Origin of the sequence: Streptomyces griseoviridis, assembly GCF_005222485.1 — a bacterium.
GTDB lineage: Bacteria > Actinomycetota > Actinomycetes > Streptomycetales > Streptomycetaceae > Streptomyces > Streptomyces hintoniae.
On record NZ_CP029078.1, the window covers coordinates 7,387,895 to 7,414,060 of the forward strand.

Consider the following 26,166-nt stretch of genomic DNA (forward strand, 5'->3'; position numbering starts at 1 on the left):
AAACACGAGTGGGTAACTCGCTCGTCTGAGCCTAACCGGCGGGTAACGAGCGCGCCACCCCTCGTCCTTGGTTCTCTTCGTGATGTACGTCCCTGGAGATCCAGAGCCGTTCTAGGCTCGGTCCATGGACGAAGAGTCGCGATCGCTCACGGAGCGTTTACGGGCGGAGTCGGGAGGGGGCGCCCGGTACGAGCGCCTCGTGGCCACCGAGGACCTCGACGAACTGGCGGGCGTGCTCACCGAGGCCGGACAGCCGCTGTGGGCGCGGGAGTTGGCCGCGTTCCGGCTGGGGCTCGCGGGGGACAGGCGGGCCTTCGAGTCCCTCGTCCTCCTCCTCAACCACCGCGACCCGCAGCGCTGCGTCTCCGCCGCCCACGCCCTCGCCCGGCTCGGCGACCCACGCACCGCCCGCGCGGCGGCGGCCCTCGCCACCAACGAACTCCGCGTCGCCTACGCGCTCCAGCCGGTGCGCCTGCTCGCGGAACTGGCCGCACCCGAGTCCGTCCCGGCCCTGATCACCACCCTGCGCCGCCGTCTGCACCCGCACGATCCGTACCGCCGCGTCGCCCTGGCCTGCGTGGACGGCCTGGGCGCCTTGAAGGACACCCGCGCCCGCCCGATCCTGAACGAGGCCCTGGCCCACCCGGCCCTGGCGGAGGCGGCGGTACGGGCACTGGCGCGGATTCCTCGACAGCGGGGAGGACGCGGGACGGGACGGGGATGACGTCCGCCGACCGAATCGCGGCACCCCGACGACCGGCCGCCCCCGCCACGGAGCCACTCCCGCCACGGAGCCACTCCCGCCGCCGGGCCGCTCCCGCTGCCGGGCCGCTCCCGCTGCCGGGCCGCTCCCGCTGCCGGGCCGCTCCCGCTGCCGGGCCACCCGCGCTGCCGGGCCACCCGCGCCGCCGGGCCGCTCCCGTCACGGGGCTGCCCCAGCAGACGGGCGCCCGTCAGCCCCTCAAGCCCCTGCCACCCTCCTGCCCTTCCCGTCCGTCAAGTCCCTCCCGTCCCGCAGGTCCTTCGTGTACCGCAACTCCGGTACCTCCACCCCGTCGACCTCGTACGGTTCCTCGGCGCCGTCGGCCGTGAAGCCCCACCGTTCGTAGAAGCGGCGGGCGCGGACGTTGGCCTTCAGCACCCAGAGGTGGAAGCGGGTCCGGCCGTCCGCCCGGCAGCGTCGTAGCGACTCCGCCAGCAGGGCGCCGCCGATGCCCGTGCCGCAGTGCTCGGGGTGTACGTACAGCGCGTACAACTCGGCGCTCCCCGGGGCCACTTCGCCGTCCCGGTACGGGCCGTGGAAGGCCCAGCCGACCAGTCCGCCGGGCGCCTCCGCCACGAGGTTCACCACGCTGCCGTCGCCCGTGCGCAGGCGGGTGCGCAGCCCGGCGGTGTTCTCCTGGACGCTCATCGCGTCGAGGTGCGACTGCGGCATCATCCCCCGGTAGGCGGCACGCCAGCCGCGCACCCGGATCTCCGCCACCCCCGCGCAGTCGGCGACGGTCATCGCGCGGATCGTGGACGCCGTGGCGCTCACTCCGGGAGTACCGCCAGCGCCTCGATCTCCATCAGGAACTCCGGTCTGACCAGGGCCGCCACCTGGACCGCCGAGACGGCCGGGAGGCGGTCGTCGGGGAGGTGGGCGGCGCGGGCCGCGCGGATCGCCGGGAGGTGGGCGATGTCCGTGACGAAGAAGGTGAGTTTGATGACGTCGTCGAAGCGCGCGCCGGCCGCGGACAGGCAGCGGCGGAGGTTCTCGAAGACCTGGTGGGCCTGGGCCTGCGGGTCGCCCTCGCCGACGATCCGCCCTTCCTCGTCGAGCGCGAGCTGGCCCGAGACCGCGACCAGGCGGCCGGTGGCGGTGACGACGTGCGTGTACTGGGCGGCGGGGAAGACCCCGTCGGGGGCGGGAATCCTGGTCGGCTCACTCATGGGTCCATCGTGGACCATGGGTCTGACAACGCCCCCGACGGGCCTCACCGCGCGGTCAGCCGCGGCCGAGCAGCCCGTGCAGCGTCGAGCCGCGTGCCGTGGTCGCCGCCGCCTTGGACGTCAGCGGCTTCGGGTCGGGCAGCTTCCGGCACACCGCGTCCACCTCGCCGTGGCCGCGCGGCACGGTTCCCTCGGAGAGGTAGTCCGCCAAGTACCTGTCGAGGCAGGTGTTCCCGCTCAGCGTGATGCCGTGGTTCCCGCCGCCCTCCTCGACGACGAGGCTGGAGTGCGCCAGCATCCGGTGCATCGTCGCGCCGCCCTCGTACGGGGTCGCCGCGTCGTCGGTCGCCTGGAAGAGGAGGACGGGCGGCAGCTTGCCGTTGGCGACGTTCACCGGCTGCCGCGGGGCCGTGGGCCAGGAGGCGCACGCCGCGTTGTACCAGGTGTTGCTCCAGGCCATGAGGGGCGCCTTCTGGTACACCTCCCACGTGTCACGCTCCCAGCGCTTCCACGCGCGCGGCCAGGAGGCGTCCCGGCACTGGACGGCCGTGTAGACGCTGTAGCCGTTGTCCCCCGAGGCTCCGATGGCGGCGAAGTTGCGGTACGCCTCCACCAGCGGCTCGGCGTTCTTGTCGTTCACGTACGCCGCGAACGCCTCGGCGAGGTAGGGCCAGTAGCCGTTGTAGTAGCCGCCGGGGACGAAGGTGTCCTCCAGCTCGGAGGCGCCCACCGTGCCGTCGGCCGGCTTCTTCGCGAGCGCCTCGCGCATCGCGTACCACGTGGCCTCGATCTTCTCGGGATCGGTGCCGAGCCGGTAGGTCGTGTCGTACCGCGCGATCCACGCCATCAGGGCGCGGTGCCGGTCGTTGAAGGCGACGTCCTGGGAGAGGTTGTCCTCGTACCAGACGCCCGTGGGGTCCACGATCGAGTCGAGGACCAGGCGGCGCAGCCGCTCGGGGAACAGCTTGGCGTACACGGCGCCGAGGTAGGTGCCGTACGAGTAGCCGAAGTAGTTGATCCGCTGGGCGCCGACCGCCTGCCGGATCGCGTCCATGTCCCGCACGGCGGCGACCGTGTTGATGTACGGCAGGATGTCCGCGTACTTGGCGCCGCAGGCGGCGGCGAAGGACCTGACCCGCTGGAGGTTGGTCCGCGCCAGGGCGGGGGTGCTCGGCACCGAGTCGGGCCGCACCGGGTCGAAGAAGCCGGGCTTGCAGTCAAGGGCGGGCCGGCTCCTGCCGACGCCGCGCGGGTCGAAGCCGATGACGTCGTACTGGGCCGCGACCGCCTTCGGCAGCGACGACGCGACGAAACCCGCCAGGTTGCGCCCACTGCCGCCGGGGCCGCCGGGGTTGACCAGCAGCGGCCCCTGGAACGTCTTCGCGGTGTGCGGCACCCGGGTCAGCGCCAGCGTGATCTGCTTCCCGCGCGGGTGCGCGTGGTCGAGCGGCACCTTCAGGGACGCGCACTGGAGCCTCGGGTAGGCGGTGGTGGCGCACTCCTTCCAGGCGGGCTTCGCGACGGCTGCGGCCGGGGCCGGGGCGACGGCCGTGCCGCCGCGCGGGCCGGCGTCGGCGTGGCCGGCCGTGAGGGTGCCGGCCACGATGACGGCCGTGCCGCACACGGCGGCTGCGCGTTTTCTCATACGGGTCCTCCCAGGACGGAGGGGCTGCGGACCGCGGAGGTCACGGTCCCGGCCGCATCGTCCCGGAAAGCCGCACCGCAGGAACACATTCCGCCCATACTTGACCCGAACGGGCCCGGAGATGCCTTCTCACGCTCTCAGATGAACGAAAGTTGCGTCGGTTCGGACGTCCCCGGCTCGGGAAGCGCCGTCTCGGCCGGCTCCCGCGGGCGGAGCCGCCGGGGCATGCCCGCGCCGGCGGGGCCGATGCCGTACTCCTGGGCCAGCTCGTGGACCTGCCGGGTGATCCGGCGCTGGTACCACTTCGGGGCGTAGGCGCCGTCCGCGTACAGCCGCTCGTAGCGGCGCACCAGGTGCGGGTGGTGCCGTCGCAGCCAGGCCATGAACCACTCGCGTGCCCCGGGGCGCAGATGCAGCACCAGGGGCGTGACGGAGGTGGCCCCCGACTCCGCGACGGCCCGCACGGTGGCCCGCAGCTGGGCCGGGTCGTCGCCGAGGAAGGGGATCACCGGCGCCATCAGGACCCCGCAGCCGATGCCGTGCGCGGTGAGGGTGCGGACCGCGTCGAGTCGGCGTTCGGGGGCCGGGGTGCCCGGCTCGACGGTCCGCCACAGCTCGCCGTCGAGGAAGCCGACCGAGACGCTGACCCCGACGTCCGTGACCTGCGCGGCCTGGGTCAGCAGCTCCAGGTCGCGCAGGATCAGGGTGCCCTTGGTCAGGATCGAGAACGGGTTCGCGTGGTCCCGCAGCGCCGCCAGGATGCCCGGCATCAGCCGGTAGCGGCCCTCCGCCCGCTGGTAGCAGTCGACGTTGGTGCCCATCGCGATGTGCTCGCCCTGCCAGCGGCGCGAGCCGAGCTGGCGGCGCAGCAGCTCGGGGGCGTTCGTCTTGACCACGATCTGCGAGTCGAAGCCGAGACCTGTGTCGAGGTCGAGATAGCTGTGGGTCTTGCGGGCGAAGCAGTACACGCACGCGTGCGAGCAGCCCCGGTAGGGGTTCACCGTCCATTCGAACGGCATCCGGGACGCTCCCGGCACCCGGTTGACGATCGAGCGGGCGCGGACCTCGTGGAAGGTGATTCCGGCGAACTCCGGTGTGTCGAAGGTCCGGGTGACCACGGCGTCGGCGCCGAACAGCGCGGCGTCCGCGGCCCGGCTGTGACCGCCCGACTCGACGGTGAGGTTCTCCCAGCGCATCTGGCCTCCTCGGTAGCACTGGCCACACAATAGAACATTAGTTCGCATGATCGTGCGGAGGGACCTTCCACGAACGCTTTCGGACAGAACAAGGACCCGCGGAGACCGGGAACCGACCCCGATTTGGGAGGCCGCACCCGGGGGTGGTTGGCTTGCCCCGATCCCGAGAACCAAGCCTGGAGGAAGTCAATGGCGCAGGTAGAGGCGACAACGGAGCGGGTCGTCGAGGCGGACCCGGAGAAGGTGTTCGACGCCCTCGCCGACTACAGCGGAACGCGGGCGGCCCTGCTTCCCCACCACTTCAGCGAGTACGAGGTGCGCGAGGGCGGCGACGGCGAGGGCACCCTCGTCCACTGGAAGCTCCAGGCCACCAGCAAGCGGGTGCGCGACTGCCTCCTCGAGGTCACCGAGCCCACCGACGGCGAACTGGTCGAGAAGGACCGCAACTCCTCCATGGTCACCACCTGGCGGGTCACCCCGGCGGGCGAGGGCAGCTCCCGGGTGGTCGTGACGAGCGTGTGGAACGGCGCGGGCGGCATCGGCGGCTTCTTCGAGCGGACCTTCGCGCCCAAGGGCCTCGCCCGGATCTACGACGAACTGCTCGGCAACCTCGCCACCGAGGTCGCCAAGTAACCCACCGCGCCGCGGGACCGGCGCGCCTCCGCGCCGCGTCCCGCCCCAACGCACGGCATCCCGGCGGCCGTTGGCCCCTCACCGGTTCGAGTGGATCTCCCCACGGACCGCCGGGAACCCCGTAACCCGCCACGCCCGCCCGCAGTTGTCGCCCGAGGCGGGAACGGTGCGGGCGTGACGAGGGGAGCGGTACGTGGGCGGGAGCACGCTGGTGCAGGAGGGAGCGCGGACGGAGACGGGTCAGCCGCCCCCGCCGGGCCGCACCGTCGAACCCGTCGCCGGCGGCCGACTCAGCCCGCGCCGCGTCCGGTTGGTCTTCGTCGGCCTGATGCTCGCGCTGCTGCTCGCCGCCCTCGAGCAGATGATCGTCGCCACCGCGCTGCCCAGGATCGTCGGCGAACTGCACGGCCTCGACAAGATGTCCTGGGCGATCACCGCCTATCTGCTCACCTCGACCGTCGGCCTGCCGATCTACGGCAAACTCGGCGACCTGCTTGGCCGCAAGGGCGTCTTCCAGTTCGCCATCGTCGTCTTCGTCATCGGCTCCGCGCTGGCCGGACGGGCGACGACGATGGACCAGCTGATCGCCTTCCGCGCGGTCCAGGGCGTCGGCGCGGGCGGCCTCATGATCGGCGTGCAGGCGATCATCGCGGACATCGTGCCGCCCCGCCGCCGCGGACGCTTCATGGGCCTGATCGGCGCCGCCTTCGGCCTCGCCTCGGTCGCGGGACCGCTGCTCGGCGGCTACTTCACCGACCACCTCTCCTGGCGCTGGTGCTTCTACATCAACGTCCCCTTCGGCCTGCTCACCCTCGCCGTCATCAGCGTCGTCCTCAAACTGCCAAGACCGCGCGCGAAACCGCGCTTCGACGTGCTCGGCGCGCTGCTGCTCGCCGCCACCTCCACCTGCCTGATCCTGCTGACCAGTTGGGGCGGCACCGAGTACCCCTGGCGCTCACGGCAGATCCTCGGCCTGGCCGCGGGCGCCGTCGTCGCCGCCGTCCTCTTCCTGCTCGCCGAGCGCCGCGCCGCCGAACCCCTCATCCCGCCACGGCTGTTCAGAAGCTCCGTCTTCAACGTCACCGGCCTGGTGGGGCTCGTCATCGGCGTCGCGCTGTTCGGCGCGGCCAGCTATCTGCCGACCTACCTCCAGATGGTCGACGGCGCCTCCGCCACCGAGTCGGGGCTGCTGATGCTGCCCATGATGGGCGGCATCGTCGGCGCGTCCGTCATCTCCGGCCAACTCATCAGCCACACCGGGCGGTACCGGATCTACCCGATCCTCGGCGCCGCCCTCTCCGTGCTCGGCATGTGGCTGCTCTCCCGCCTCCAGGTCGACACGCCCCGGCTGCACTACAGCGTCTGGATGGCCGTCCTCGGCGCCGGCATCGGCATGGTGATGCCCGTCCTGATCCTCGCCGTGCAGAACACCGTGCGCCCCGCCGACCTCGGCACCGCCACCAGCGCCAGCACCTACTTCCGGCAGATCGGCGGCAGCGTCGGCGCCGCCGTCTTCGGCACCCTCTTCGCGGGCCGGCTCTCCGACGCCCTCGCCGACCGGCTGCCGCCGCGCGCCGGAGCCGCCCTGCCCGACCCGGAGTCGCTCACCCCGCAGCTCGTCCACGCGCTGCCCCCGAACCTGCGCGACGACTACATCCGGGCGTACGCCGACGCCATGCCCCGGATCTTCCTCTACCTCGTGCCGGTGCTCGTGCTCGGCCTGCTCATCGCCTGCTTCCTCAAGGAGAGTCCCCTGGTGTCCCACAACGCCGCCGAAACGGAGACCGCGCCCGTGAACGCCCCCGTACCGCAGGCCCGTTCGCCGTACACCGCGGGCATCCCGGTCTGCGGCACCGTGCAGCATCCCGACGGCACCGTGGTGCCTCGGGCCGCGCTCACCCTCATCGACGTGGCGGGCACCCAGATCGGGCGGGGCGCGAGCGGCGAGGACGGCCGGTACGCGCTGTCCACGCCGGGCTCGGGGGCGTACGTGCTGATCGCCGCGGCCGGCGGCCACCAGCCGCAGGCCGTCTCGGTGACCGTCGGCGAACGCCCCGTCGAACTGGACGTCGTCCTCGGCGGCGCCGGACGGCTGGCGGGCAGCGTGGTCACCGCCGACGGCACCCCCGTGCGGGACGCCATCGTCACCCTCACCAACGTGCACGGCGAGGTCGTCGCCAGCACCCGCAGCGCCCGCGAGGGCGCCTACCTCATCACCGAGCTGGTGGCGGGCGAGTACACCCTCGCCGCCAGCGCCCCCGCCTTCCGCCCGGCCGCGCTCCCGGTCACCGTGCAGGCCTCCCGCGAGACCCGCCAGGACGTCGAACTGGCCGGCGGCGCGGTGCTGCGCGGGACCGTGCGGGCGAGCGGCGGACGGGCCGTCGAGGACGCCCGGGTGACGCTCCTCGACGCCGCGGGCAACGTCGTCGACACCCTTACCACGGGAGCCGACGGAACGTTCCGGTTCGTCGATCTCTCCTCGGGCGAGTACACCGTGATCGCCGCCGGTTACCCGCCCGTCGCCACCGTCCTCCAGGTCGCGGGCGGCGGGCGGACCGAACGGGATCTGCAACTCGGCCACGAAGACTGACCGGTCTGACCGGCCTGACCGGCTCGGACAGCCCCGCCCGCGGCCGGCGTCCCGGACGACGACGCGTTTCGTGCGCCCGCGCGCACCGATGCGCCCCCCGTGCCTCAATTCCTTGATTGCCGCACATCGTCACCGAGCGGCCCCGTACGGTGTTCGAGGTGACAGATCTTGCGGGAGCCGTGGGAGAGAGGGCCTGGGCCATGGACCGTGGCACCGAGAGGGACGCGCCTGCCAGTCCGGGAGCGGGTGACGGCCCTGCTCCCGACCCGGCCGGGGCAGGCCGGGTGCCGCTGGCCGTCGTCGTGGTCGACCGCGACGGCCTGGTCTCCCACTGGAGCAGGGGCGCACGCCGGTTGTTCGGCGTCACCAAGGAGCAGGCCGTCGGGCAGACCGCCGTCGATCTGCTGCCCGTCGCCGGCGCGCTGCCCGAGGAGGACGAGACCTCGCCGTACGGGGCGTACGGCTCCTACGACGGGCTCGGTCCGGGGCTCGACGGCTCCCTCGGCGCCCGGTTCTCCTACCCGGCCGCGGGGCGCGCCCGGCTCACCGTCCCCGGGCGGGACCGGGTGGACGTCCTATGGTGGGCCTACCCGCTGGTCGGCCCCGGCCCCGAACGGCTCCTCGTGCTCGCCGCCGACACCGCGGGCCTGTGCCACGACGACGGCCGGGACCCGGCCCACGAGCGCATCGCGCCCGGCTTCGCCCTGCACACCGACTTCGACGGCGCCGACGAACTCGCCCGCCGGCTGCCCGACATCCTGCCCAGCATGAGCGTCGGCGAGGGCGCCAGGATCGTCGCGCAGGTCCTCGAACTGGGCTATCCCGTCATCGAGTTCAGCCAGAACGAGCTGGTGCCCGTGACCCCCGACTGGGGCGTGCCCCGCCGCGTCGAGCGCCGGGCCCGCCGCGAACAGGCCGCCCGCGCCGCGGCCGAGGGCCTCGACGGGGGCCCCGATCACCCTTGGGGCGCGGGCGCCGAGGACGCCGAGGACGCCGAGGACCTCGAGTACGCGGCCGTCCGCGAACACCTGGAGTTCCTCAACGACGTCAGCGCGCGGATCGGCACCTCCCTCGACCTGGCCCGCACGATCGCCGAGGTCAGCCGGGCCGTCGTGCCCCGCTTCACCGACGTCGCCGGCACCTATCTGCGCGAACAGGTCGTCGCGGGCGAGGGGTTCCCCGAGGGCGTGCCCGACACCACCACCCTCTGGCACCGGGTCGCCGTCGAGCACACCGACGAACCCGGCCGCTGGGAGGACGTCGTCCCGGTCGGCGAGGCCATGCCGTTCCCCGCGCACACCCCGTTCTTCCAGTGCATGACCAGCGGCGAACCCGTCCTCGTGCCGCGCGTCACCGAGGAGATGGGGCACGCCATCGCCGCGCAGTTCGAGAAGCGCGACATCAGGCCCCTGATCAACGGCCGTTCCATGCTGGTCGTCCCGCTCAAGGCGCGCACCGTCGTCCTCGGCTTCATGATCCTGCTGCGCCACCCCGAGCGGGCCGTCTTCACCGACATGGACCGCGTCACCGGCGCCGAACTCGCCGCCCGCGCCGGGCTCGTGCTCGACAACGCGCGCATGTACACCTACCAGGAGAACGTCGCCGAGACGCTCCAGGACAGCATGCTGCCGCACATCCCGGCCCGGATGGCGGGCTGCGACATCGCCACCCGCTACCTCCCCGGCACCCTCCTCGGCCGGGTCGGCGGCGACTGGTTCGACGCGGTGAAGCTGCCCGGCGCCCGCACCGCCCTGGTCGTCGGCGACGTCATGGGCCACGGCCTCAACTCGGCAGCCATGATGGGCCAGTTACGCACGGCCGTCGCCACCATGGCAGCCCTCGACCTGCCACCCGTGCAGCTGCTGCGCAACCTCGACGACCTCGCGCTGCGCCTGGGCGACGGCTATCTAGCGACCTGCCTGTACGCCGTGTACGACCCGATCGCGGGCGAACTGCTCCTCGCCAACGCCGGTCACATCCCGCCCGTCCTGGTCCGCGCCGACGACGGCCGCAGCGAACTCCTCGACCTGCCCACCGGCGCGCCCGTCGGGGTCGGCGGGGTGCCCTTCGAGACGGTACGGGTGCCCGTGGCGCCCGGTGACCGGCTGGTGATGTGCACGGACGGGCTGGTCGAGATGCGCGGCGAGGACATCGGTGTCGGCCTCGCGACGCTCTGCGAGTCCGCCGCCCATCCGGCCGCCTCCATGGACGACGCCTGCGACACCATCATCCGTGCCCTCAACACCCGCGGCGGCCGCAAGGACGACGTCGCCCTGCTGATGGCCCGCCTCAACGGGCTCGCCCCCGAGGCCGTCGCCGAGTGGCGGTTCCCGCCCGACCCCGTCGAGGTCGGCCGGGCCCGCGCGGCCGTGCGGGAACGACTCCACGAGTGGGGGCTCGACAGGCTCGCCGAACCGGCCGCGTTGATGGTCAGCGAACTCGTCACCAACGCCGTACGGCACTCCCACCACGGGCCGGTCGTGCTGCGATTGGTGCGCGGCGACACCCTGCTCTGCGAAGTGGACGACGACGACAGCGAGTTGCCGTCGCTGCGGAACGCCGGCCCCGACGACGAGTCGGGGCGCGGACTGCGGGTGGTGAGCGCGCTGGCCCGGGAGTGGGGCACCAGCCGCACCGCCACGGGCAAGTCGGTCAGCTTCGAACTCACCCTGCCCGGCGGCTGACCGCCACCGCGCCTTGTGCGGCAGGGGGCGCCCGCGGGCCGGGTACGCCCTCCGGGGGCGGTTGTCGTGTCACGGTACGAGGGCATCCGCGGGGGCGCGTGAGGTGTGCGCGGGCGTGCGCATCACGGGTGGGGCGTGAAGGAATGCGCCACGTGCTTGTGGGCGCCCCCGCAGGCGCGATAGGACCGTACTGGCCCGCTCTGCGCGGCGGGCCGGCGGCGCGTCCTGGGGAGTTGGACATGAGCGTGACGAGTCGGTACCGCGAGGCCTGGGAGGGCTTCTGGCGCGAGGCGCCCGAGGAACCCGGGGCGGTGTTCTGGGACGCGGAGCCGGTCCTGACCGCCGCCCACCATCTCGCCCTCTACGAACCCTACTTGCTCGACCCGGGGCTGCCCCTGGTGGACCTCGGCTGCGGCAACGGCACCCAGACCAGATACCTCGCCGACCGGTTCCCGCGCGTCGTCGGCTTCGACCTCTCCGGCGCGGCCATCGGCCACGCCCGCCGCGCCGACCCCGGCGGGCTCGCCGCCTACCGGGTGCTCGACGCCGTCGACAAGGCCGACACGGACACCCTGCGCGCGGAACTCGGCGACGCCAACGTCTATGTGCGGGGCGTCCTGCACCAGGCGGCGGCCGAGGACCGGCAGCCGCTGGTGGACGCCGTCGCCGGGCTCGTCGGCGTGCGCGGCCGGGCCTTCATCGTCGAACTCGCCGAGAGCGCGAGGCCGGCGATGGCGGAGCTGGCGCGACGCCCGACGGGACCGCCGCCCAAGCTCGTCCCGATCCTGCGGCACGGCATCGCGCCGGGCGAGATGTCCGACGCGGCCCTGCCCGAACACCTGGGCGCGGCCGGCCTCACCGTCCTCGCGAGCGGCGAACTCCCGCTCACCACCACGGAGTCCGAGGAGAACGGCACGCGGGTGGCGCTGCCGTCGCACTGGTACGTGGCGGGCCGCGCGACCTGAGGGGGAGGGGCGGGACGGCGAACTCCCTCCCGCCCCCATCGGCGGTGCCGGTCATGGAGCCGGTGGTGCCGTCGCCTGGGACGCCGGTGGTTCTGGTGCCCGACGTGCAGCCGCCGGTGCCTCCGCCGGGCTTCCTGGTGGTGTGTCCGGTCAGCCGGCGGGCTTCGCGGCGGTGTGTCGGGTCAGCCGGCGGGCTTTGCCGCGGCGCCGGTCAGCGGGACGCGAGGGCGTCGAACGCGTCGTCCAGCAGGGCGACCAGATCGAGGGCGCCGTCGGAGGCGAGCCAGTGGTCGAGGGCGACGTTCAGGCAGTCGAGGGCGGCCGCGGCGCGCACCGACTGGGCCAGCGTGGGCTGGTCGTCGCCGGCCCGCCCGGCGAGCGCGGCGGCCAGTGAGGGGCGCCAGGTGTACTGCTTCTCCAGGTTCCGGGCGCACAGCGCGGGCGTGTCCCTGACCAGCCGGGTCGTCGCGAGGGAACCCGCCGGATCCTCGTGGTAGCGGGCGATGACGGTGTCCATGGCCCGGCGGAGCGCCGTCCAGTCGTCCTCGTCGGCGGGGCGGGCGCGCAGGGCGTCCGCGAGCCGCCGCTCGGACCCGTCGAAGGCTGCGAGGACGGCGTCCTCCTTGGTGCCGAAGTAGCGCAGGAAGGTGCTCCGGGAGACCCCGGCGGCGCTCGCGAGGTCGTCGAGCGTCACCTTGTCGAAGCCGTCGCGACGGAACAACTCGAAGGCCACCCGGGTCAGTTCGGCCCGGACGGCCGCTCTGGCGATGTCCCTCGTGCTGCTCCGTGTCGCTGCGCTCACGCCGTGATCCTACCGCCCGCCGGGTCTCACTTGCATGGTTGACACCTGGTGGCTAACGTGACACTCAGTTTCACGTTCGAATCTGTTACCCGCCCGGAGGCACGCCATCGTGACCAGGACCGTCGGCATCATCGGCAGCGGCATGATCGGCGGTGCCCTCGCCCGGCTCGCCGTCGCCGCCGGACGTGACGTCGTGCTCGCCAACTCGCGAGGCCCCGAGAGCCTCGCCCCGCTCGTCGCCGACCTCGGCGCCCGCGCCCGCGCCGCCACCCCGGCGGAGGCCGCCCGCGCCGGTGACCTGGTCGTGGCCGCCGTCCCGCTGGGCGTCCACACCCTGCTGCCCGCCGCCGAGCTGGCCGGCCTGACCGTCGTCGACGCGATGGTCTACCACCCCGAACGCGACGGCCGGATAGCCGAGTTGGACGCCGGAGGGATCACCTCCAGCGAGCTGGTGCAGCGGCACCTGGCCGGTTCCCGGGTGGTCAAGACGTTCGCGACGATCGACTTCCACCACCTGGTCGCCCTCGCCCGCCCGGCCGGCGCCCCCGACCGCAGCGCCCTGCCCCTCGCGGGCACTGACCCGACCGCCAAGGCGGAGGTGGTCGCGCTGCTCGACGCCCTCGGCTACGACGCCGTCGACATCGGCACCCTCGCCGACAGCGGATGCCTCGCGCCGGGAACGCCCGCCTATGTGCGGCCGTACATGGGGGACAGGCCCGAGTGGCTCGACCCGGAGGAGACGCGACGCTGGTTCCTCGCCAGCCGCGGCGTACCGGTGCCGGCCGCGCGCGTACGCGAACTCACCGGGACGGCACACAGGGCGAGTTGACCACGGCCGTTCCCGTCGTGGGTCGACCGTGGTCGCTCCCGCCGTGGGTCGCCCGTGGCCCAGCTCGCCGCGAACCGCCCGGACCCGAGCCCGCCGCGCCCTACCCCGGCCCCAGCGTCCCGCCCGAGCCGCGCCGCCCCCCCCGGACCCCGGCCCCCCGGATGTCCCATCCCCCCGGATACCCGGACGTCCCAGCCCCGCCCCCGAACCGAACAGAGAGCCCTCGCCATGACCGCCGTACACGGCACCGTCGTCGATCTCGTCACCGTGGACGGTGTCGTCGATGCCTACCTCGCTCATCCCGCCGACGGCGTCCCGCGGCCCGCCGTGCTGTTCTGCATGGACGCCTTCGGGCTGCGCCCGCATCTGCGGGGCATGGCCGACCGGCTGGCCGCCGCCGGGTACACCGTGCTGGTGCCCAACCTGTTCCACCGGGCCGGGCGGGCTCCCGTCGTCGAGCTGCCCGACTTCATCGATCTCGCCGAACGCCCGGAGATCGTGCGGCAGTTGGCGCCCGCCGCGCGGACCCTCACCCCGGACGCCGCGATGCGGGACGCCGCCGTCTACCTGGACTGGCTGGCCGCGTCCCCGCTCACCACCGAGGGACCCGCCGGGGTCACCGGGTACTGCGTGGGGGCCGGGTTCGCCCTGCGCGTCGCCGGGACCCACCCCGACCGGGTCGCCGCCGTGGCCGGCTTCCACGGCGCCCATCTCGCCACCGATGCCCCCGACAGCCCGCACCTGGTCGCGGGACGCGTCACCGCGGAGCTGTATTTCGGCCACGCGGACCAGGACGTCACCAACCCCGCCGAGCAGATCGCCCGCCTCGGCCTGGCCCTCACCGAGGCCGGGGTCCGCCACCGCGCCGAGGTCTACGAGGGCGCCCACCACGGCTTCACCCAGGCCGACACCGCCGCGTACGGGGCCGAGGCGTCCGAGCGGCACTGGTCGGCGCTGCTCGACCTGTTCGCGCGCGCTCTCTGAACATCCTGGCCGGTTCCGCTCCCGACGCGTAACGTGGCGCTCCATGAAGATCCTGATCAGCGCCGACATGGAGGGCGCGACCGGTGTGACCTGGCCGGCGGACGTGCTGCCCGGCACACCGCAGTGGGAGCGCTGCCGGTCGATGTTCACCTCCGACGTCGACGCCGCCGTCCGCGGTTTCTTCGACGGCGGCGCCGACGAGGTCCTCGTCAACGAGGCCCACTGGACGATGCGCAACCTGCTCCTCGAACGGCTCGACGAGCGCGCCGAGATGCTCACCGGGCGGCACAAGTCGCTGTCCATGGTGGAGGGCGTCCAGCACGGCGACGTCGACGGCATCGCCTTCGTCGGCTACCACGCGGGCGCCGGCATGGAGGGCGTCCTCGCCCACACCTATCTCGCCAACTCCATCACCGGCGTCTGGGTCGACGGCGTACGCGCCAGCGAGGGGCTGCTCAACGCCCGCGTCGTCGCCGAGTACGGCGTCCCGGTCGTCCTCGTCACCGGCGACGACCTGGCCTGCGAGGACGCCCTCGGCTACGCGCCCGAGGCGCTGAAGGTCGCCGTCAAGGACCATGTCTCCCGGTACGCGGCCGTCTGCCGGACACCGGCCAGGACCGCCGCCGACATCCGGGCCGCGGCCAAGGAGGCCGCCGAACTGGCGGTCCGTCAGGAACCGGCGCAGGACGGCCCGTTCACCATCGCCCTGGAGTTCGACGCCGAACACCTCGCGATGGCCTCGACCGTGGTGCCCGGCGTGACCAGGACCGGGGAGCGCAGGATCGCCTACACCAGCCCGACCATGTACGAGGGCATCAGGACCTTCAAGGCGGTCACCACGATCGCATCCGCCGCAGTGGAGGAGCAGTATGGCTGACGACCTGGCCCTGGACGAGGTCGTCCGGTTCACCTCCGACCTGATCCGGCTCGACACCACCAACCGGGGCGGTGGCGACTGCCGGGAGCGGCCCGCCGCCGAGTACGCGGCCGAGCAACTCGCGGGCGCCGGGCTCGAACCCGTCCTCCTGGAGCGCACCGAGGGCCGCACCAACGTCGTGGCCCGCGTCGAGGGCTCGGACCCGTCCGCCGACGCCCTGCTGGTCCACGGCCACCTGGACGTCGTGCCCGCCGAGGCCGCCGACTGGAGCGTCCACCCGTTCTCCGGCGAGGTCAGGGACGGCGTCGTGTGGGGGCGCGGCGCGGTCGACATGAAGAACATGGACGCGATGATCCTGGCCGTCGTGCGGTCCTGGGCGCGGGCGGGCGTACGGCCGAGACGGGACGTGGTGATCGCGTTCACCGCCGACGAGGAGGCCAGCGCCGAGGACGGCTCGGGGTTCCTCGCCGACCGCCACCGCGACCTCTTCGAGGGGTGCACCGAAGGCGTCAGCGAGTCGGGGGCGTTCACCTTCCACGACGGTTCCGGACGCCAGATCTACCCGATCGCGGCCGGTGAGCGCGGTACGGGCTGGCTGAAGCTGACCGCGCGCGGCCGGGCCGGGCACGGCTCCAAGGTCAACCGCGAGAACGCGGTCACCCGGCTCGCCGCCGCCATCACCCGGATCGGCGCCCACGAGTGGCCGCTGCGGCTGACCCCGACGGTCTCCGCCGCCCTCACCGAACTCGCCGCCCTCTACGGCGTCGACCCCGACCTGGCCCACGCGGACCTGCTCCTCGAGAAGCTCGGCCCGGCCGCCAAACTCGTCGAGTCGACGGTCCGCAACAGCGCCAACCCGACCATGCTGGAAGCCGGTTACAAGGTCAACGTCATTCCGGGTGAGGCGGTGGCGTACGTCGACGGACGCTTCCTGCCCGGCGGCGAGGACGAGTTCCGCACCACCCTCGACCGGCTCACGGGACCCGACGTCGACTGGGAGTTCGCGCACCGCGAAGTGGCGCTCCAGGCGCCCCTGGACACCCCGACGTACGCCCGGATGCGGGCCGCGATCGAGGAGTTCGCGCCCGAGGGGCACGTGGTGCCGTACTGCATGTCGGGCGGCACCGACGCCAAGCAGTTCTCCCGACTCGGCATCACCGGCTACGGGTTCACACCGCTGAGGCTGCCCGAGGGGTACGACTACCAGGCGATGTTCCACGGCGTCGACGAGCGGGTGCCGGTCGACGCGCTGCACTTCGGCGTCCGCGTCCTCGACCGCTTCCTGCGGTCGGCGTAGGCGCGACGCGGCACCCAGGCCCCTGACGGAGCCACCTGAAGAAGCCACCGGACGAAGCCACTTGACGACCGGCACCGCCGGATGAAGCCGGACCACGAAGCCTGATGAACCGGATCATGAAGCCTGATGAAGGGGGAGACCATGCGGGTCCTGGAGTACGGTTCCTGGCCCTCACCCGTCGACGCGGCGCTCGCCGCCGCCCATGACGGACGGCCCGACCATGTCGGCTTCGTCGGCGACGAGGTCTGGTGGACCGAGCCGCGGCCCGCCGAGGGCGGCAGGAGGACCCTGGTCAGGCGGCACGCCGACGGCACCGAGGAGTCCGCGCTGCCCGCGCCCTGGGACGTGCGCAGCCGGGTCATCGAGTACGGCGGCGTGCCGTGGACCGGGGTCGTCGCCGACGGCCGGCCGCTGCTGGTGTTCGCGAACTTCGCCGACCAGCGCCTCTACCGCTGGGAGCCGGGCGCCGAACCCCGCCCGCTGACGCCCGTGTCCGGGGTCGGCGGCGGACTGCGCTGGGCCGAACCGCAGGTGCGGGTGGAGCGCGGCGAAGTCTGGTGCGTCCTGGAGGAGTTCACCGGCGAGGGCCCCGCCGACGTCCGGCGCGTCCTGGCCGCCGTCCCGCTGGACGGCTCGGCCGCCGAGGACCGGCACGCCGTCCGTGAACTCACCGACGACCGGCGCCGGTTCGTCACAGGACCCCGCCTCTCGCCGGACGGCGCGCGGGCCGCCTGGATCGCCTGGGACCACCCGCTGATGCCGTGGGACGGCACCGACCTGCTCGTCGCCGACGTTCTCGACGACGGCACCCTCGGCACGCCCCGCACCGTCGCGGGCGGCCCCGAGGAATCCGTCCCGCAGGCCGAATGGGCGCCCGACGGCTCCCTGTTGTACGCCAGCGACCGCACCGGCTGGTGGAACCTCTACCGCGACGGCACCCCGCTCTGCCCGCGCGACGAGGAGTTCGCCGGGCCGCTGTGGAAGCTCGGGCAGAACTGGTTCGCGTCCCTCGACAGCGGGCTCGTCGCCGTCGTGCACGGACGCGGCGCCGCCACCCTCGGGATACTCGACCCGGCCACCGGGGAGGTCGTCGACGCGGCGGGACCCTGGACCGAGTTCACGGCCACCCTCGCCGCCCACGGCGACCGCGTGGTCTCCGTCGCCGCCGGCCCGCGCAGCGGCTGGGAGACGGTCGAACTGGACGTCCGCACCGGCCGGGCCCGGGTGATCGGCGCCGCGCACCGGGACGCCGTCGACCCCGCCTACTACCCGCAGCCCGTCGCCCGCACCTTCACAGGCCCCGACGGGCGCGACATCCACGCCCACATCCACCCGCCGCACCACCCCGGGTTCACCGGCCCCGACGGCACGCTGCCGCCCTACGTGGTGTGGGCGCACGGCGGACCCACCAGCCGGGTGCCGCTCGTTCTCGACCTGGAGATCGCCTACTTCACCTCGCGCGGCATCGGGGTCGCCGAGGTCAACTACGGCGGCTCCACGGGACACGGCCGCGCCTACCGCAACCGGCTGCGCGGCCAGTGGGGCGTGGTCGACGTCGAGGACTGCGCGGCCGTCGCCCTCGCCCTCGCCGACGAGGGCACCGCCGACCGGGGCCGGCTCGCGATCCGCGGCGGCAGCGCGGGCGGCTGGACCTCGGCCGCCTCCCTCACCACCACCGACGTCTACGCCTGCGCCACGATCCTCTACCCCGTCCTCGACCTCTCCGGCTGGAGCGACGGCGAGACCCACGACTTCGAGTCCCAGTACCTGGAGAGCCTCGTCGGCCCCCTCGCCGACGTGCCCGAGAGGTACGCCGAACGCTCGCCGGCCGGCCACGCCGACCAGGTCACCGCGCCGTTCCTGCTCCTCCAGGGCCTCGACGACGTGATCTGCCCGCCCGCCCAGTGCGAACGGTTCCTGGCCGGCATCGACGCCCGACGGGCACCGCACGCCTATCTCACCTTCGCGGGCGAGGGCCACGGATTCCGCCGCGCGGAGACGATCGTCCGCGCCCTGGAGGCCGAACTCTCCCTGTACGCCCAGGTGTTCGGCCTGAACCCGCCCGACGTGCCGAAGCTGGAGCTGTCCGGGTGAGGGAACTGCTCAGGCCGCGGCGGCTGGCACCCGGCGCCCGGATCGCCGTCGTCGCCCCCAGCGGGCCGGTCCCCGAGGAGCGGCTCGCCGCCGGCCTCGACGTGCTGCGCGGCTGGGACCTCGACCCGGTCGTCGCACCCCATGTCCTGGACCGGCACGGGAAGTTCGGCTACCTGGCGGGCACCGACACCGACCGGGCCGCCGACCTCCAGCACGCCTGGTGCGACCCGTCGACGGACGCCGTGCTCTGCGCCCGCGGCGGCTACGGCGCCCAACGCGTCGTCGACCTGCTCGACTGGGAGGCGATGCGGGCGGCCGGGCCGAAGGTGTTCGTCGGGTTCAGCGACATCACCACGCTGCACGAGGCGTTCGCCGTCCGGCTCGGCCTGGTCACCCTGCACGGGCCGATGGCGGCCGGCGTCGACTTCGTGAAGAACACGTTCGCCCAGGACCACCTCAGGGCCACCCTCCTCGCCCCCGAGACCGTCCGCACCCTCACCTCCCACGGCACCCCGCTGGTACCGGGCCGGGCCAGGGGCGTCACCCTCGGCGGCTGCCTCTCGCTGCTCGCCGCCGACCTCGGCACCCCGCACGCCCGCCCCGGCGCCCGCGGCGGACTGCTCTGCCTTGAGGACGTCGGCGAGCGGACGTACCGCCTCGACCGCGCCCTGACCCAGCTGCTGCGCGCGGGCCTCCTGGACGGCGTGCGCGGGCTGCTCCTCGGGTCCTGGCAGGACTGCGACCCCTACGAGCGGCTGCGCCCGATGCTCCTCGACCGGCTCGGCGGGCTCGGTGTCCCGGTCGTGGAGGAGTTCGGCTTCGGCCACGCGCCCGGCGCCCGCACCATCCCCTTCGGCGTCACCGCCGAGCTGGACGCCGACGCGGCCACCCTCACCCTCGACGAGCCCGCCCTGCGCTGACCAGGGGCCCCGCGGACCCGCCTCACCGCGCGTGACGGGCGCCCCGGGTCCACCCTGGGAACATGAGCCGGAAGACGACCGAGCGCGGCATCAGGGCGGACGGGCGGCGCGGTGTGTTCACACCCGGCAGGATCGCCGTCCTGGTGCTCGCCGCCCTCGCCCTGATCTTCATCTTCGAGAACACCCAGGAGACCAGGGTCCGGGTGATCATCCCCGAGGTCACCCTGCCGCTGTGGACGGCGCTGCTGGGCACGGCGGTGGTGGGCGCCCTCTTCGGCGCCTACTTCATGAGACGGCGCCGCTGATTGGTCGTAGCCTGGCGCGATGCCGCACACCGGATCCCGCTACCTCGCCGAAGGCCCCCGCGTGGGCATCCGCCCCTTCACCCACGACGACGCCGACGAGTTCACCGCGCGGGCCAGGCAGAGCAAGGACCTGCACCACCCGTGGCTCTTCCCGCCCGACACCCAGGACGCCTACGCCGCCTACGCGGGCCGCCTCATCCAGGACCCGACCAAGGCCGGGTTCCTGCTCTGCGAGCGCGACGGCGGCGGCATCGCCGGGTTCGTCAGCGTCAACAACATCGTCCAGGGCGGCTTCCGGTGCGGCGCGCTCGGCTACGGCGCCTTCGCGCACGCCGCCGGGCGCGGCCTGATGCGTGAGGGCCTCGACCTCGTCGTCGACCACGCCTTCGGGCCGATGCGGCTGCACCGGCTGGAGATCAACGTCCAGCCGGGCAACGCGCCCTCCATCGGCCTCGCCCGCGCCTGCGGGTTCCGACTCGAAGGCTTCTCACCGGCCATGATCTTCATCGACGGGGCCTGGCGCGACCACGAGCGGTGGGCGATCACCGCCGAGATGCGGACTTCCGGTTGATCTTCATGGTGTCCATGTCGGTCACCGTCGAGCGCAGCCCCGCCCACCCGTAGCCCAGCGCGCGCAGCGCCGTCTCGGCCCGGTCCTCCGCGATCGCGCCCGCCATCTCCGGGCCGTCCTCGGCGTCCGACACCACCACGTACCGCATCGAGAAGTGCTTCAGGGGCACGGGCTCGTAGGTCAGCGACCCCTCCTCGCTGAACCGCATGCCGGCCAGACCGTGGTCGGCGGCCTCGGCGAGCAGCCGCTCGCGGGCCTCGTCGGTCAGGCCGTCCCAGGTCCCCCGGACGATCACCCGGTAGGTGTGCTGCTCGCTCATCCGCGCGCTCCCGCGTCGTCGCCGTGCAAAGGTCCGACCCTATGTCGGCCGGCGGCGACGGCCCACCCGTTTTCCCGCCCCGCCCCCGGTGCCGCCTTTGCCCAATCCTGACCGGTAGGTCCCCTGGCCAGCCGCCCGGCTTGCGGCTTCCATGGTGATCGTGACGACGATCCGACGTGAGGTACTCACGCTGCCCGCCGCCGAGTTGGGCCCGGACAACCCGCTGCCCCCGCTGCGCCCCCTCGACGAGGTGCACCGCGCCGACGACCGGGACCGCGACCACGACCTGCCCCGCGACCTGGCCCGCGGGCTCGGCCACGCCCCGCTGCGCAGCCTCCTCCCGGTCCGGATCCGTGACGGCTACGGACGCACCCGCGCGCCCAGAGACCTCACCGCCCTCGTCCTGGAGAACGACCGGCTGCGCGCCACCGTCCTGCCGGGCCTCGGCGGCCGGCTCGTCTCCCTGTTCCACAAGCCGACCGGACGCGAACTCCTGTACCGCAACCCGGTGTTCCAGCCCGCCGACTTCGCCCTCAACGGCGCCTGGTTCTCCGGCGGGATCGAATGGAACATCGGCGCCACCGGCCACACCACCCTCGCCTGCGCCCCGCTGCACGCCGCCCGGGTGCCCGCCCCCGACGGCGGCGAGATGCTCCGCCTCTGGGAGTGGGAACGGCTGCGCGACCTGCCCTTCCAGATCGACCTCTGGCTGCCCGCAGGCGCCGACTTCCTCCATGTCGGCGTCCGCGTCCGCAACCCGCACGAGCACCCCACGCCCACCTACTGGTGGTCCAACACCGCCGTCCCCGAGGACCGCCGCGTCCTCGTGCCCGCCACCGCGGCCTGGCACTTCGGCCACGAACGCAGGCTGCGCCGCGTCCCGGTCCCCGACCACGACGGCATCGACCGCACCCGCCCCCTCAACAGCCCTTACGCCGCCGACTACTTCTACGACCTCACCGACGACGGGCGGCGCTGGATCGCCGCCCTCGACGACGAAGGCCACGGGCTCGTCCAGACCTCCACCGACGTGCTGCGCGGCCGCAAGCTGTTCGTGTGGGGCCACCGTGACGGCGGGCGCCGCTGGCAGGAGTGGCTCACCGAACCCGGCACCGGCGGCTACTGCGAGATCCAGTCGGGGCTCGCCCGCACCCAACTGGAACACGTGAGCCTCGACGCGGAGAGCGAGGTGACCTGGCTCGAGGTGTACGGACCGCTCGACACCGACCCGCGCGGCCCGTGGGACACCGCCGTCGCCGCGGCCGAGGCCCGCCTCGAAACCGTCCTGCCCCGCGCCGACGTCGAGGCCGCCCACGCCGCCTGGACGGCGCACGCCGACACCGCGCCCGTCGAGATCCTCGCCACCGGATCGGGCTGGGGCGCCCTCGAAGTGCTGCGCGCCGACTGGAAGTTGCCCGGCACCCCGTTCCCCGCGAGCACCCTCGGCGAGGACCAGGAACCCTGGCTCGTCCTGCTGCGCACGGGGCATCTGCCCGAACCGCGCCGGGTCAGCCCGCCGGGCGGGACCCTGGTCGCCCCGCACTGGCGCGAGCTGCTGGAGACGGCGCCCGCGACCCCGCTCACCGAGTACCACCTCGGCGTCGCCCAGTGGCACGCCGGCGACCGCGCCCAGGCCGTCCGCAGCTGGGAGCGCGCCCTCCGGCTCGCCCCCTCGCGCTGGCCGGCGCTGCGCTGCCTCGCCGTCGCCGACCGGGAGGGCGGCAACCGCGAGCGGGCCGCCGACCGGTACACGGAGGCCTTCGACGGCCTCTGCCGCGAACGGCGCGACGACGGCGAACCCTGGACGGCGGCCACGGCCGCCCTCGGCCGCGAGGCGATCGACGCGCTGCTCGCGGCCGGCCGGACGGCGGCGGCACGGTCCGTCTGGGACCGGCTGCACCCCGTGACCCGGGAGCGCGGCAGGTTCCGGCTGATCGAGGCGCGGCTGCTGCTCGCGGAGGGGCGGCGGCCCGAGGCGCGCGCCGTGTTCGACGCGGGCTTCGAGGTCGCCGACCTGCGCGAGGGCGCCGAGACCCTGGGCCTGCTGTGGAGCAGCCTCGACGACGGCCCCCTGCCGGCCCGCTACGACTTCAGGATGCGTCCGCCCGAGCCCGCCTGACGCATCCGCCGCGGGCCGGGAATGGCGTCAACGGCCTTACAGGGTGGGGAGGTTGCGGTCCGCGTACTCGTACACGCTGCCGTCCGGGTGCATCGCGATCAGGGTGCGGCCCGCCGGGGTCGGCACCGGGCCCGCGATCACCCGCGCGCCCAGCTCGGTGAGGACCCGGTGGGTGGCGTCGACGTCCTTCACGGCGATGGTCGCGGCGATCTTCCGCAACAGTTCCAGCTGGGCCGGGTCCCCGCTCATCAGCAGGAAGCAGCCGATGGCGGCCACCCGCACACCGCCGCGCTCGGAGCGGAGCGCGGTACCGCCCGCCAGCCGCTCGTAGAAGGGGACCGCGCTCTCCATGTCCTCGACGCAGATCCGCAGCGTCGCTCCCAGAATCTCCATGCCCCGCAGCCTAGTTGGGCGCGGACCCGCGGGTGATCGTTTCCGCCGGTTCCGGGCGGGGGCCGGGGGAGGGCCGAGGACGAGGCGACGGCGCGCGACGGGCGGGCGGCGGCCGGGCGACGGACGTGCGGCGGACGTGCGGCGGACGTGCGGAAGGCCCGCGCCTGGATCGGCGCGGGCCTTTCTGGAATTCCTGGTGGAATTCAGTTCTTCCGAGGCCCCCCGGGGCCGCTCTCCCGCATGCGGGAACGTGTCCGCGTCACCATCGGTACCAGCGGCCGCGGCCACCGGACGCGTTCGTACCGCGCACCAGGAAACCCAGCAGCCAGAGCACGATGACCACGAGGGCCACCCACCAGAGCACCTTCAGCGCGAAACCGGCGCCGAAGAGAATCAGGGCGAGAAGAAGAACAAGCAGAATCGGAACCATTGTGTGAACCTCCTGCACACCGGTTAACCCGGATACGCAGATTCAGACATCCTTTCGGCACAAGATTTCCCCGTGCAGCACACCGAACCAGCCGTCCTCCCGCGCGCCCCACTCCCGCCAGGCGTCCGACACCGCCCGCAGCCGCTCCGGTGTCGCGTGCCCGCCCCCGACCGCCCGGTCCGCGTACGCCGACGCCACCGTCCGGTCCGCCCACAGGCCGCTCCACCAGGCCCGCTCCTCGGGCGTCGCGAACGTCCAGGTGCCCGAGGTCGCCGTGATGTCGGTGAACCCGGCAGCCAGCGCCCACGACCGCAGCCGCCGGCCCGCGTCCGGCTCGCCCCCGTTGGCGCGGGCCACCGTCTCGTACAGGTCGAGCCAGTCGTCGAGGCCGGGGGAGGCCGGGTACCAGGTCATGGCCGCGTAGTCGGCGTCCCGCACGGCGACGAAGCCGCCCGGCCTGGTGACCCGGCGCATCTCGCGCAGCGCCCGCACCGGATCGCCGACGTGCTGGAGCACCTGGTGGGCGTGGACCACGCAGAAGGTGTCGTCCGGGTAGTCGAGGGCGTGCACGTCGGCGACAGCGAAGTCGACGTTCTCCAGACCGCGGCCCGCCGCCTCGGCGCGCGCCGTGTCGAGGATGCCGGGGGCGCGGTCGACGCCGGTGACGTGGCCGTCGGGGACCAGCGCGGCCAGGTCGGCGGTGATGGTGCCGGGGCCGCAGCCGATGTCCAGGACCTTCATGTGCGGTTTCAGCGAAGCGAGCAGATAGGCCGCGGAGTTGGCGGCGGTGCGCCAGGTGTGCGAGCGCAGCACCGACTCGTGGTGCCCGTGCGTGTAGACGGCGGTCTCCTGCGGCCTCGACATGGCTGGTCCCCTGACGTCGTGTCTCGTCGGCCCGCTCACGGGGACGTGGGCACGACCTCGTCGCGGTACGCCTCACGGTACGCCCGCATGTCGCATGATGAGACCGCCGTCCTGCCATGTGGACTGACGTGATGTCAGGCGGCGTCGGTCGGTAGCAGCCGGTGTCAGCCGGTGTCAGTTCACGGGCAGTGGCCGGTACACCGTGAGGGCGCCGGGCAGCTTGTCCAACGTCACCTCGCCCGACACCTCCGTCACCTCGCCGTCGTGGGCGAGAAGCGTCCCCGGCTCGACGTCCGACAGCCGCAGCCGGTCCGTCCTGACGGCCGCGTGGACCGGGGAACGACTCAGCCGGCCCGCCGCCGCGGCCGCGAGCAGCCGCCCGGACGGCTGGCTTCCGCCGTGCACCACCCGGACGTCGAGCAGCCCGTCCGCCAGGTCGAGACGGTGGCCCGCCGCGATGCCCGTCCGCTCGTGGGCGCCGTTCTCCGCCGACAGCAGCCACAGCGGACGCTCCCTGCCGTTGACCCGAGCCGTCATCGGACGGTGGCCCGCGCGCAGCACGCGCAGCGCCGCGAGCATCCCGGCGGGCCACTCGCCGACCCACTCCGACCAGCGGTCCCGCTCCCGCACCAGGTCGGGGTGGACGCCGAGACCGCAGCTGTTGAGGAAGACGCCCTCCCGGTCGCCCGAGCGGAACCGGCCGACGTCCACCCGGGTGGCCTCGCCCCGCCGCACCGCGCCGACCAGGTCACCGGCCCGCGTCAGACCCAGGTCCTGGGCGAACCTGCCGGGCGAGCCGCCCGGCAGCACCGCGAGCGGCAGGCCGTGCCGCAGGGCGATCCCGGCCGCCGCGTTCACCGTGCCGTCGTCGCCGCACACCCCGAGCACCCGGGCACGGGCCGCCGCCTTCTCCAGCGCCGTCCGCACCTCCCAGGGCGGACAGGTGACGACCTCCGCGCCCGGCAGCGCCTCGCGCACCGCCCTGACCCGGTCGGCGCCGCCCGTGTCGGTGTCCGCCACCAGGACGAGCCCGGCGCCGTCGGCGAGCGCGGGGGCCGCGCAGCCCGGCCCGGTCGCGGGGGCCGCCGTGACCGGCGGCGGCACCAGGCCCCGCACCGCGAACGCCGCGCCCGCCCCCAGCGCCGCGCCCGCCAGCACGTCGCTCGGGAAGTGCACACCGGTGTAGACCCGGGACATCGCCACCGAGAACGCCACCGGCGCCACCACCGCGCCCCACCCGGGGGACTCCAGGGCCACCCCGGTGGCGAACGCGGCGGCCGACGCCGCGTGCCCGGACGGGAACGACGTGGTGATCGGCTGCCGCTTCAGCCGCCTGGACAGCGGCACCGCGTCCAGACCCGGCCGCGGCCTGCGCACCGAGCGCTTGCCGACCGTGTTGATGGTCAGCGAGGCGAGGCCGAGCGACGCCATGCCCCGGGCGGCGGCCCTGCGGGCCCGCGGGGTGCGGCCCGCCGCCATCGCCGTCGCCACCGCGAGCCACAGCATCCCGTGGTTCGCGCTCCGGCTCAGCCGGGGCAGGACGGGCCCGGCGCCGGGCCACCTCCGTTCCGCCGCGAACTCGAACAGGTCGCTGTCCAGCGAGAGCAGCGCGCGGCGCACGCGGTGGGGGCCGGGGACCGGGAGGGTGAGGTCGACATCTGGCGTCATACGCTCCACGTACCCTGAAGTGGCCGTTTCTTGTCCAGGCGACGGCCGC

The 26,166-nt window shown here is 73.8% G+C and carries 24 protein-coding genes; 14 read left to right on the forward strand and 10 right to left on the reverse strand.

The features are described from left to right. The first annotated feature begins 124 nt into the window (after positions 1-124). Positions 125-724 carry an adenylosuccinate lyase gene (locus tag DDJ31_RS32015; protein ID WP_127176930.1) on the forward strand — a complete coding sequence of 200 codons (600 nt, stop codon included), beginning with the start codon at positions 125-127 and terminating at the stop codon, positions 722-724. A 237-nt stretch (positions 725-961) separates the two neighbouring features. Here DDJ31_RS32015 and DDJ31_RS32020 read toward each other — a convergent pair whose 3' ends face one another. From DDJ31_RS32020 to DDJ31_RS32035, 4 genes are all read right to left on the reverse strand, one after another. Beyond that, positions 962-1,507 (reverse strand): GNAT family N-acetyltransferase, encoded by a 546-nt coding sequence (locus tag DDJ31_RS32020; RefSeq protein ID WP_127182500.1) that lies wholly within the window; start codon positions 1,505-1,507, stop codon positions 962-964. 26 nt (positions 1,508-1,533) lie between these two features. Then, positions 1,534-1,932 (reverse strand): RidA family protein, encoded by a 399-nt coding sequence (locus DDJ31_RS32025; protein WP_127176929.1) that lies wholly within the window; start codon positions 1,930-1,932, stop codon positions 1,534-1,536. Positions 1,933-1,987: 55 nt separating this feature from the next. Next, positions 1,988-3,577, reverse strand: a complete 1,590-nt coding sequence (locus tag DDJ31_RS32030) for an alpha/beta hydrolase (protein ID WP_127176928.1) — start codon at positions 3,575-3,577, stop codon at positions 1,988-1,990. A gap of 137 nt (positions 3,578-3,714) precedes the next feature. Next, positions 3,715-4,773, reverse strand: a complete 1,059-nt coding sequence (locus DDJ31_RS32035) for an Rv2578c family radical SAM protein (RefSeq protein WP_127176927.1) — start codon at positions 4,771-4,773, stop codon at positions 3,715-3,717. A 189-nt stretch (positions 4,774-4,962) separates the two neighbouring features. Here DDJ31_RS32035 and DDJ31_RS32040 point away from each other — a divergent pair, with 189 nt between their 5' ends. The 4 genes from DDJ31_RS32040 (at position 4,963) to DDJ31_RS32055 (ending at position 11,645) form a co-directional block, all read left to right on the forward strand. Further along, positions 4,963-5,406, forward strand: coding sequence for an SRPBCC family protein (locus DDJ31_RS32040; protein ID WP_127176926.1), 444 nt, complete (start codon positions 4,963-4,965; stop codon positions 5,404-5,406). 193 nt (positions 5,407-5,599) lie between these two features. Continuing rightward, a complete protein-coding gene (locus DDJ31_RS32045; RefSeq protein WP_240677990.1) occupies positions 5,600-7,996 on the forward strand; it encodes an MFS transporter in 2,397 nt (798 codons plus the stop codon). A 200-nt stretch (positions 7,997-8,196) separates the two neighbouring features. Continuing rightward, positions 8,197-10,680 (forward strand): ATP-binding SpoIIE family protein phosphatase, encoded by a 2,484-nt coding sequence (locus tag DDJ31_RS32050; protein WP_164784854.1) that lies wholly within the window; start codon positions 8,197-8,199, stop codon positions 10,678-10,680. Between the two features lie 239 nt (positions 10,681-10,919). Beyond that, the gene (locus tag DDJ31_RS32055; RefSeq protein WP_127176925.1) at positions 10,920-11,645 is read left to right on the forward strand and encodes a class I SAM-dependent methyltransferase; all 726 of its coding nucleotides are present in this window, start codon (positions 10,920-10,922) and stop codon (positions 11,643-11,645) included. Positions 11,646-11,856: 211 nt separating this feature from the next. Here DDJ31_RS32055 and DDJ31_RS32060 read toward each other — a convergent pair whose 3' ends face one another. Continuing rightward, entirely contained in the window at positions 11,857-12,447 is a 591-nt protein-coding gene (locus DDJ31_RS32060) for a TetR family transcriptional regulator (RefSeq protein ID WP_127176924.1), read from the reverse strand. Between the two features lie 109 nt (positions 12,448-12,556). Between DDJ31_RS32060 and DDJ31_RS32065 the strand changes: the two genes are divergently transcribed. From DDJ31_RS32065 to DDJ31_RS32100, 8 genes are all read left to right on the forward strand, one after another. Further along, positions 12,557-13,276, forward strand: coding sequence for an NADPH-dependent F420 reductase (locus tag DDJ31_RS32065; protein WP_127176923.1), 720 nt, complete (start codon positions 12,557-12,559; stop codon positions 13,274-13,276). A gap of 228 nt (positions 13,277-13,504) precedes the next feature. Continuing rightward, positions 13,505-14,260 carry a dienelactone hydrolase family protein gene (locus DDJ31_RS32070; RefSeq protein ID WP_127176922.1) on the forward strand — a complete coding sequence of 252 codons (756 nt, stop codon included), beginning with the start codon at positions 13,505-13,507 and terminating at the stop codon, positions 14,258-14,260. Positions 14,261-14,303: 43 nt separating this feature from the next. After that, a complete protein-coding gene (locus tag DDJ31_RS32075; protein ID WP_127176921.1) occupies positions 14,304-15,137 on the forward strand; it encodes a M55 family metallopeptidase in 834 nt (277 codons plus the stop codon). Next, entirely contained in the window at positions 15,130-16,434 is a 1,305-nt protein-coding gene (locus DDJ31_RS32080; RefSeq protein ID WP_127176920.1) for a M20/M25/M40 family metallo-hydrolase, read from the forward strand. Before DDJ31_RS32075 ends, DDJ31_RS32080 begins: the two co-directional genes overlap by 8 nt. A gap of 141 nt (positions 16,435-16,575) precedes the next feature. Further along, entirely contained in the window at positions 16,576-18,528 is a 1,953-nt protein-coding gene (locus tag DDJ31_RS32085) for a S9 family peptidase (RefSeq protein ID WP_164785098.1), read from the forward strand. After that, complete coding sequence (locus DDJ31_RS32090) at positions 18,525-19,448, forward strand: S66 peptidase family protein (RefSeq protein ID WP_127176918.1); 924 nt, start codon at positions 18,525-18,527, stop codon at positions 19,446-19,448. The genes DDJ31_RS32085 and DDJ31_RS32090 overlap by 4 nt, the downstream gene beginning before the upstream one ends. A 62-nt stretch (positions 19,449-19,510) precedes the next feature. Further along, on the forward strand, positions 19,511-19,753 hold the full coding sequence (locus DDJ31_RS32095) for a LapA family protein (RefSeq protein WP_127176917.1): 243 nt from the start codon (positions 19,511-19,513) through the stop codon (positions 19,751-19,753). A gap of 19 nt (positions 19,754-19,772) precedes the next feature. Continuing rightward, positions 19,773-20,324 carry a GNAT family N-acetyltransferase gene (locus tag DDJ31_RS32100; protein WP_127176916.1) on the forward strand — a complete coding sequence of 184 codons (552 nt, stop codon included), beginning with the start codon at positions 19,773-19,775 and terminating at the stop codon, positions 20,322-20,324. Here the strand turns inward: DDJ31_RS32100 and DDJ31_RS32105 are convergent. Then, entirely contained in the window at positions 20,296-20,643 is a 348-nt protein-coding gene (locus tag DDJ31_RS32105) for a DUF6204 family protein (RefSeq protein ID WP_127176915.1), read from the reverse strand. The two genes, DDJ31_RS32100 and DDJ31_RS32105, sit on opposite strands and share 29 nt — an antisense overlap. 151 nt (positions 20,644-20,794) lie before the next feature. On the opposite strand from DDJ31_RS32105, the gene DDJ31_RS32110 reads away from it, so the two are divergent. Beyond that, on the forward strand, positions 20,795-22,762 hold the full coding sequence (locus tag DDJ31_RS32110; RefSeq protein ID WP_127176914.1) for a DUF5107 domain-containing protein: 1,968 nt from the start codon (positions 20,795-20,797) through the stop codon (positions 22,760-22,762). A gap of 36 nt (positions 22,763-22,798) precedes the next feature. Here DDJ31_RS32110 and DDJ31_RS32115 read toward each other — a convergent pair whose 3' ends face one another. The 4 genes from DDJ31_RS32115 to DDJ31_RS32130 form a co-directional block, all read right to left on the reverse strand. Beyond that, the gene (locus DDJ31_RS32115) at positions 22,799-23,155 is read right to left on the reverse strand and encodes a VOC family protein (RefSeq protein WP_127176913.1); all 357 of its coding nucleotides are present in this window, start codon (positions 23,153-23,155) and stop codon (positions 22,799-22,801) included. A 259-nt stretch (positions 23,156-23,414) separates the two neighbouring features. Next, a complete protein-coding gene (locus tag DDJ31_RS32120) occupies positions 23,415-23,585 on the reverse strand; it encodes a hydrophobic protein (RefSeq protein WP_093834807.1) in 171 nt (56 codons plus the stop codon). 42 nt (positions 23,586-23,627) lie between these two features. Next, on the reverse strand, positions 23,628-24,449 hold the full coding sequence (locus DDJ31_RS32125) for a methyltransferase domain-containing protein (protein ID WP_127176912.1): 822 nt from the start codon (positions 24,447-24,449) through the stop codon (positions 23,628-23,630). A gap of 174 nt (positions 24,450-24,623) precedes the next feature. Beyond that, positions 24,624-26,117, reverse strand: a complete 1,494-nt coding sequence (locus tag DDJ31_RS32130) for a bifunctional phosphatase PAP2/diacylglycerol kinase family protein (protein ID WP_127176911.1) — start codon at positions 26,115-26,117, stop codon at positions 24,624-24,626. Positions 26,118-26,166 lie beyond the last annotated feature (49 nt).

Coding starts and splice junctions, on each gene's coding strand:
- DDJ31_RS32015 (WP_127176930.1), top strand. CDS start 125: ATGGACGAAGAGTCGCGATCGCTCACGGAGCGTTTACGGGCGGAGTCG.
- DDJ31_RS32020 (WP_127182500.1), bottom strand. CDS start 1,507: ATGACCGTCGCCGACTGCGCGGGGGTGGCGGAGATCCGGGTGCGCGGC.
- DDJ31_RS32025 (WP_127176929.1), bottom strand. CDS start 1,932: ATGAGTGAGCCGACCAGGATTCCCGCCCCCGACGGGGTCTTCCCCGCC.
- DDJ31_RS32030 (WP_127176928.1), bottom strand. CDS start 3,577: ATGAGAAAACGCGCAGCCGCCGTGTGCGGCACGGCCGTCATCGTGGCC.
- DDJ31_RS32035 (WP_127176927.1), bottom strand. CDS start 4,773: ATGCGCTGGGAGAACCTCACCGTCGAGTCGGGCGGTCACAGCCGGGCC.
- DDJ31_RS32040 (WP_127176926.1), top strand. CDS start 4,963: ATGGCGCAGGTAGAGGCGACAACGGAGCGGGTCGTCGAGGCGGACCCG.
- DDJ31_RS32050 (WP_164784854.1), top strand. CDS start 8,197: ATGGACCGTGGCACCGAGAGGGACGCGCCTGCCAGTCCGGGAGCGGGT.
- DDJ31_RS32055 (WP_127176925.1), top strand. CDS start 10,920: ATGAGCGTGACGAGTCGGTACCGCGAGGCCTGGGAGGGCTTCTGGCGC.
- DDJ31_RS32070 (WP_127176922.1), top strand. CDS start 13,505: ATGACCGCCGTACACGGCACCGTCGTCGATCTCGTCACCGTGGACGGT.
- DDJ31_RS32075 (WP_127176921.1), top strand. CDS start 14,304: ATGAAGATCCTGATCAGCGCCGACATGGAGGGCGCGACCGGTGTGACC.
- DDJ31_RS32080 (WP_127176920.1), top strand. CDS start 15,130: ATGGCTGACGACCTGGCCCTGGACGAGGTCGTCCGGTTCACCTCCGAC.
- DDJ31_RS32085 (WP_164785098.1), top strand. CDS start 16,576: ATGCGGGTCCTGGAGTACGGTTCCTGGCCCTCACCCGTCGACGCGGCG.
- DDJ31_RS32095 (WP_127176917.1), top strand. CDS start 19,511: ATGAGCCGGAAGACGACCGAGCGCGGCATCAGGGCGGACGGGCGGCGC.
- DDJ31_RS32100 (WP_127176916.1), top strand. CDS start 19,773: ATGCCGCACACCGGATCCCGCTACCTCGCCGAAGGCCCCCGCGTGGGC.
- DDJ31_RS32105 (WP_127176915.1), bottom strand. CDS start 20,643: ATGAGCGAGCAGCACACCTACCGGGTGATCGTCCGGGGGACCTGGGAC.
- DDJ31_RS32110 (WP_127176914.1), top strand. CDS start 20,795: ATGGTGATCGTGACGACGATCCGACGTGAGGTACTCACGCTGCCCGCC.
- DDJ31_RS32115 (WP_127176913.1), bottom strand. CDS start 23,155: ATGGAGATTCTGGGAGCGACGCTGCGGATCTGCGTCGAGGACATGGAG.
- DDJ31_RS32120 (WP_093834807.1), bottom strand. CDS start 23,585: ATGGTTCCGATTCTGCTTGTTCTTCTTCTCGCCCTGATTCTCTTCGGC.
- DDJ31_RS32125 (WP_127176912.1), bottom strand. CDS start 24,449: ATGTCGAGGCCGCAGGAGACCGCCGTCTACACGCACGGGCACCACGAG.
- DDJ31_RS32130 (WP_127176911.1), bottom strand. CDS start 26,117: ATGACGCCAGATGTCGACCTCACCCTCCCGGTCCCCGGCCCCCACCGC.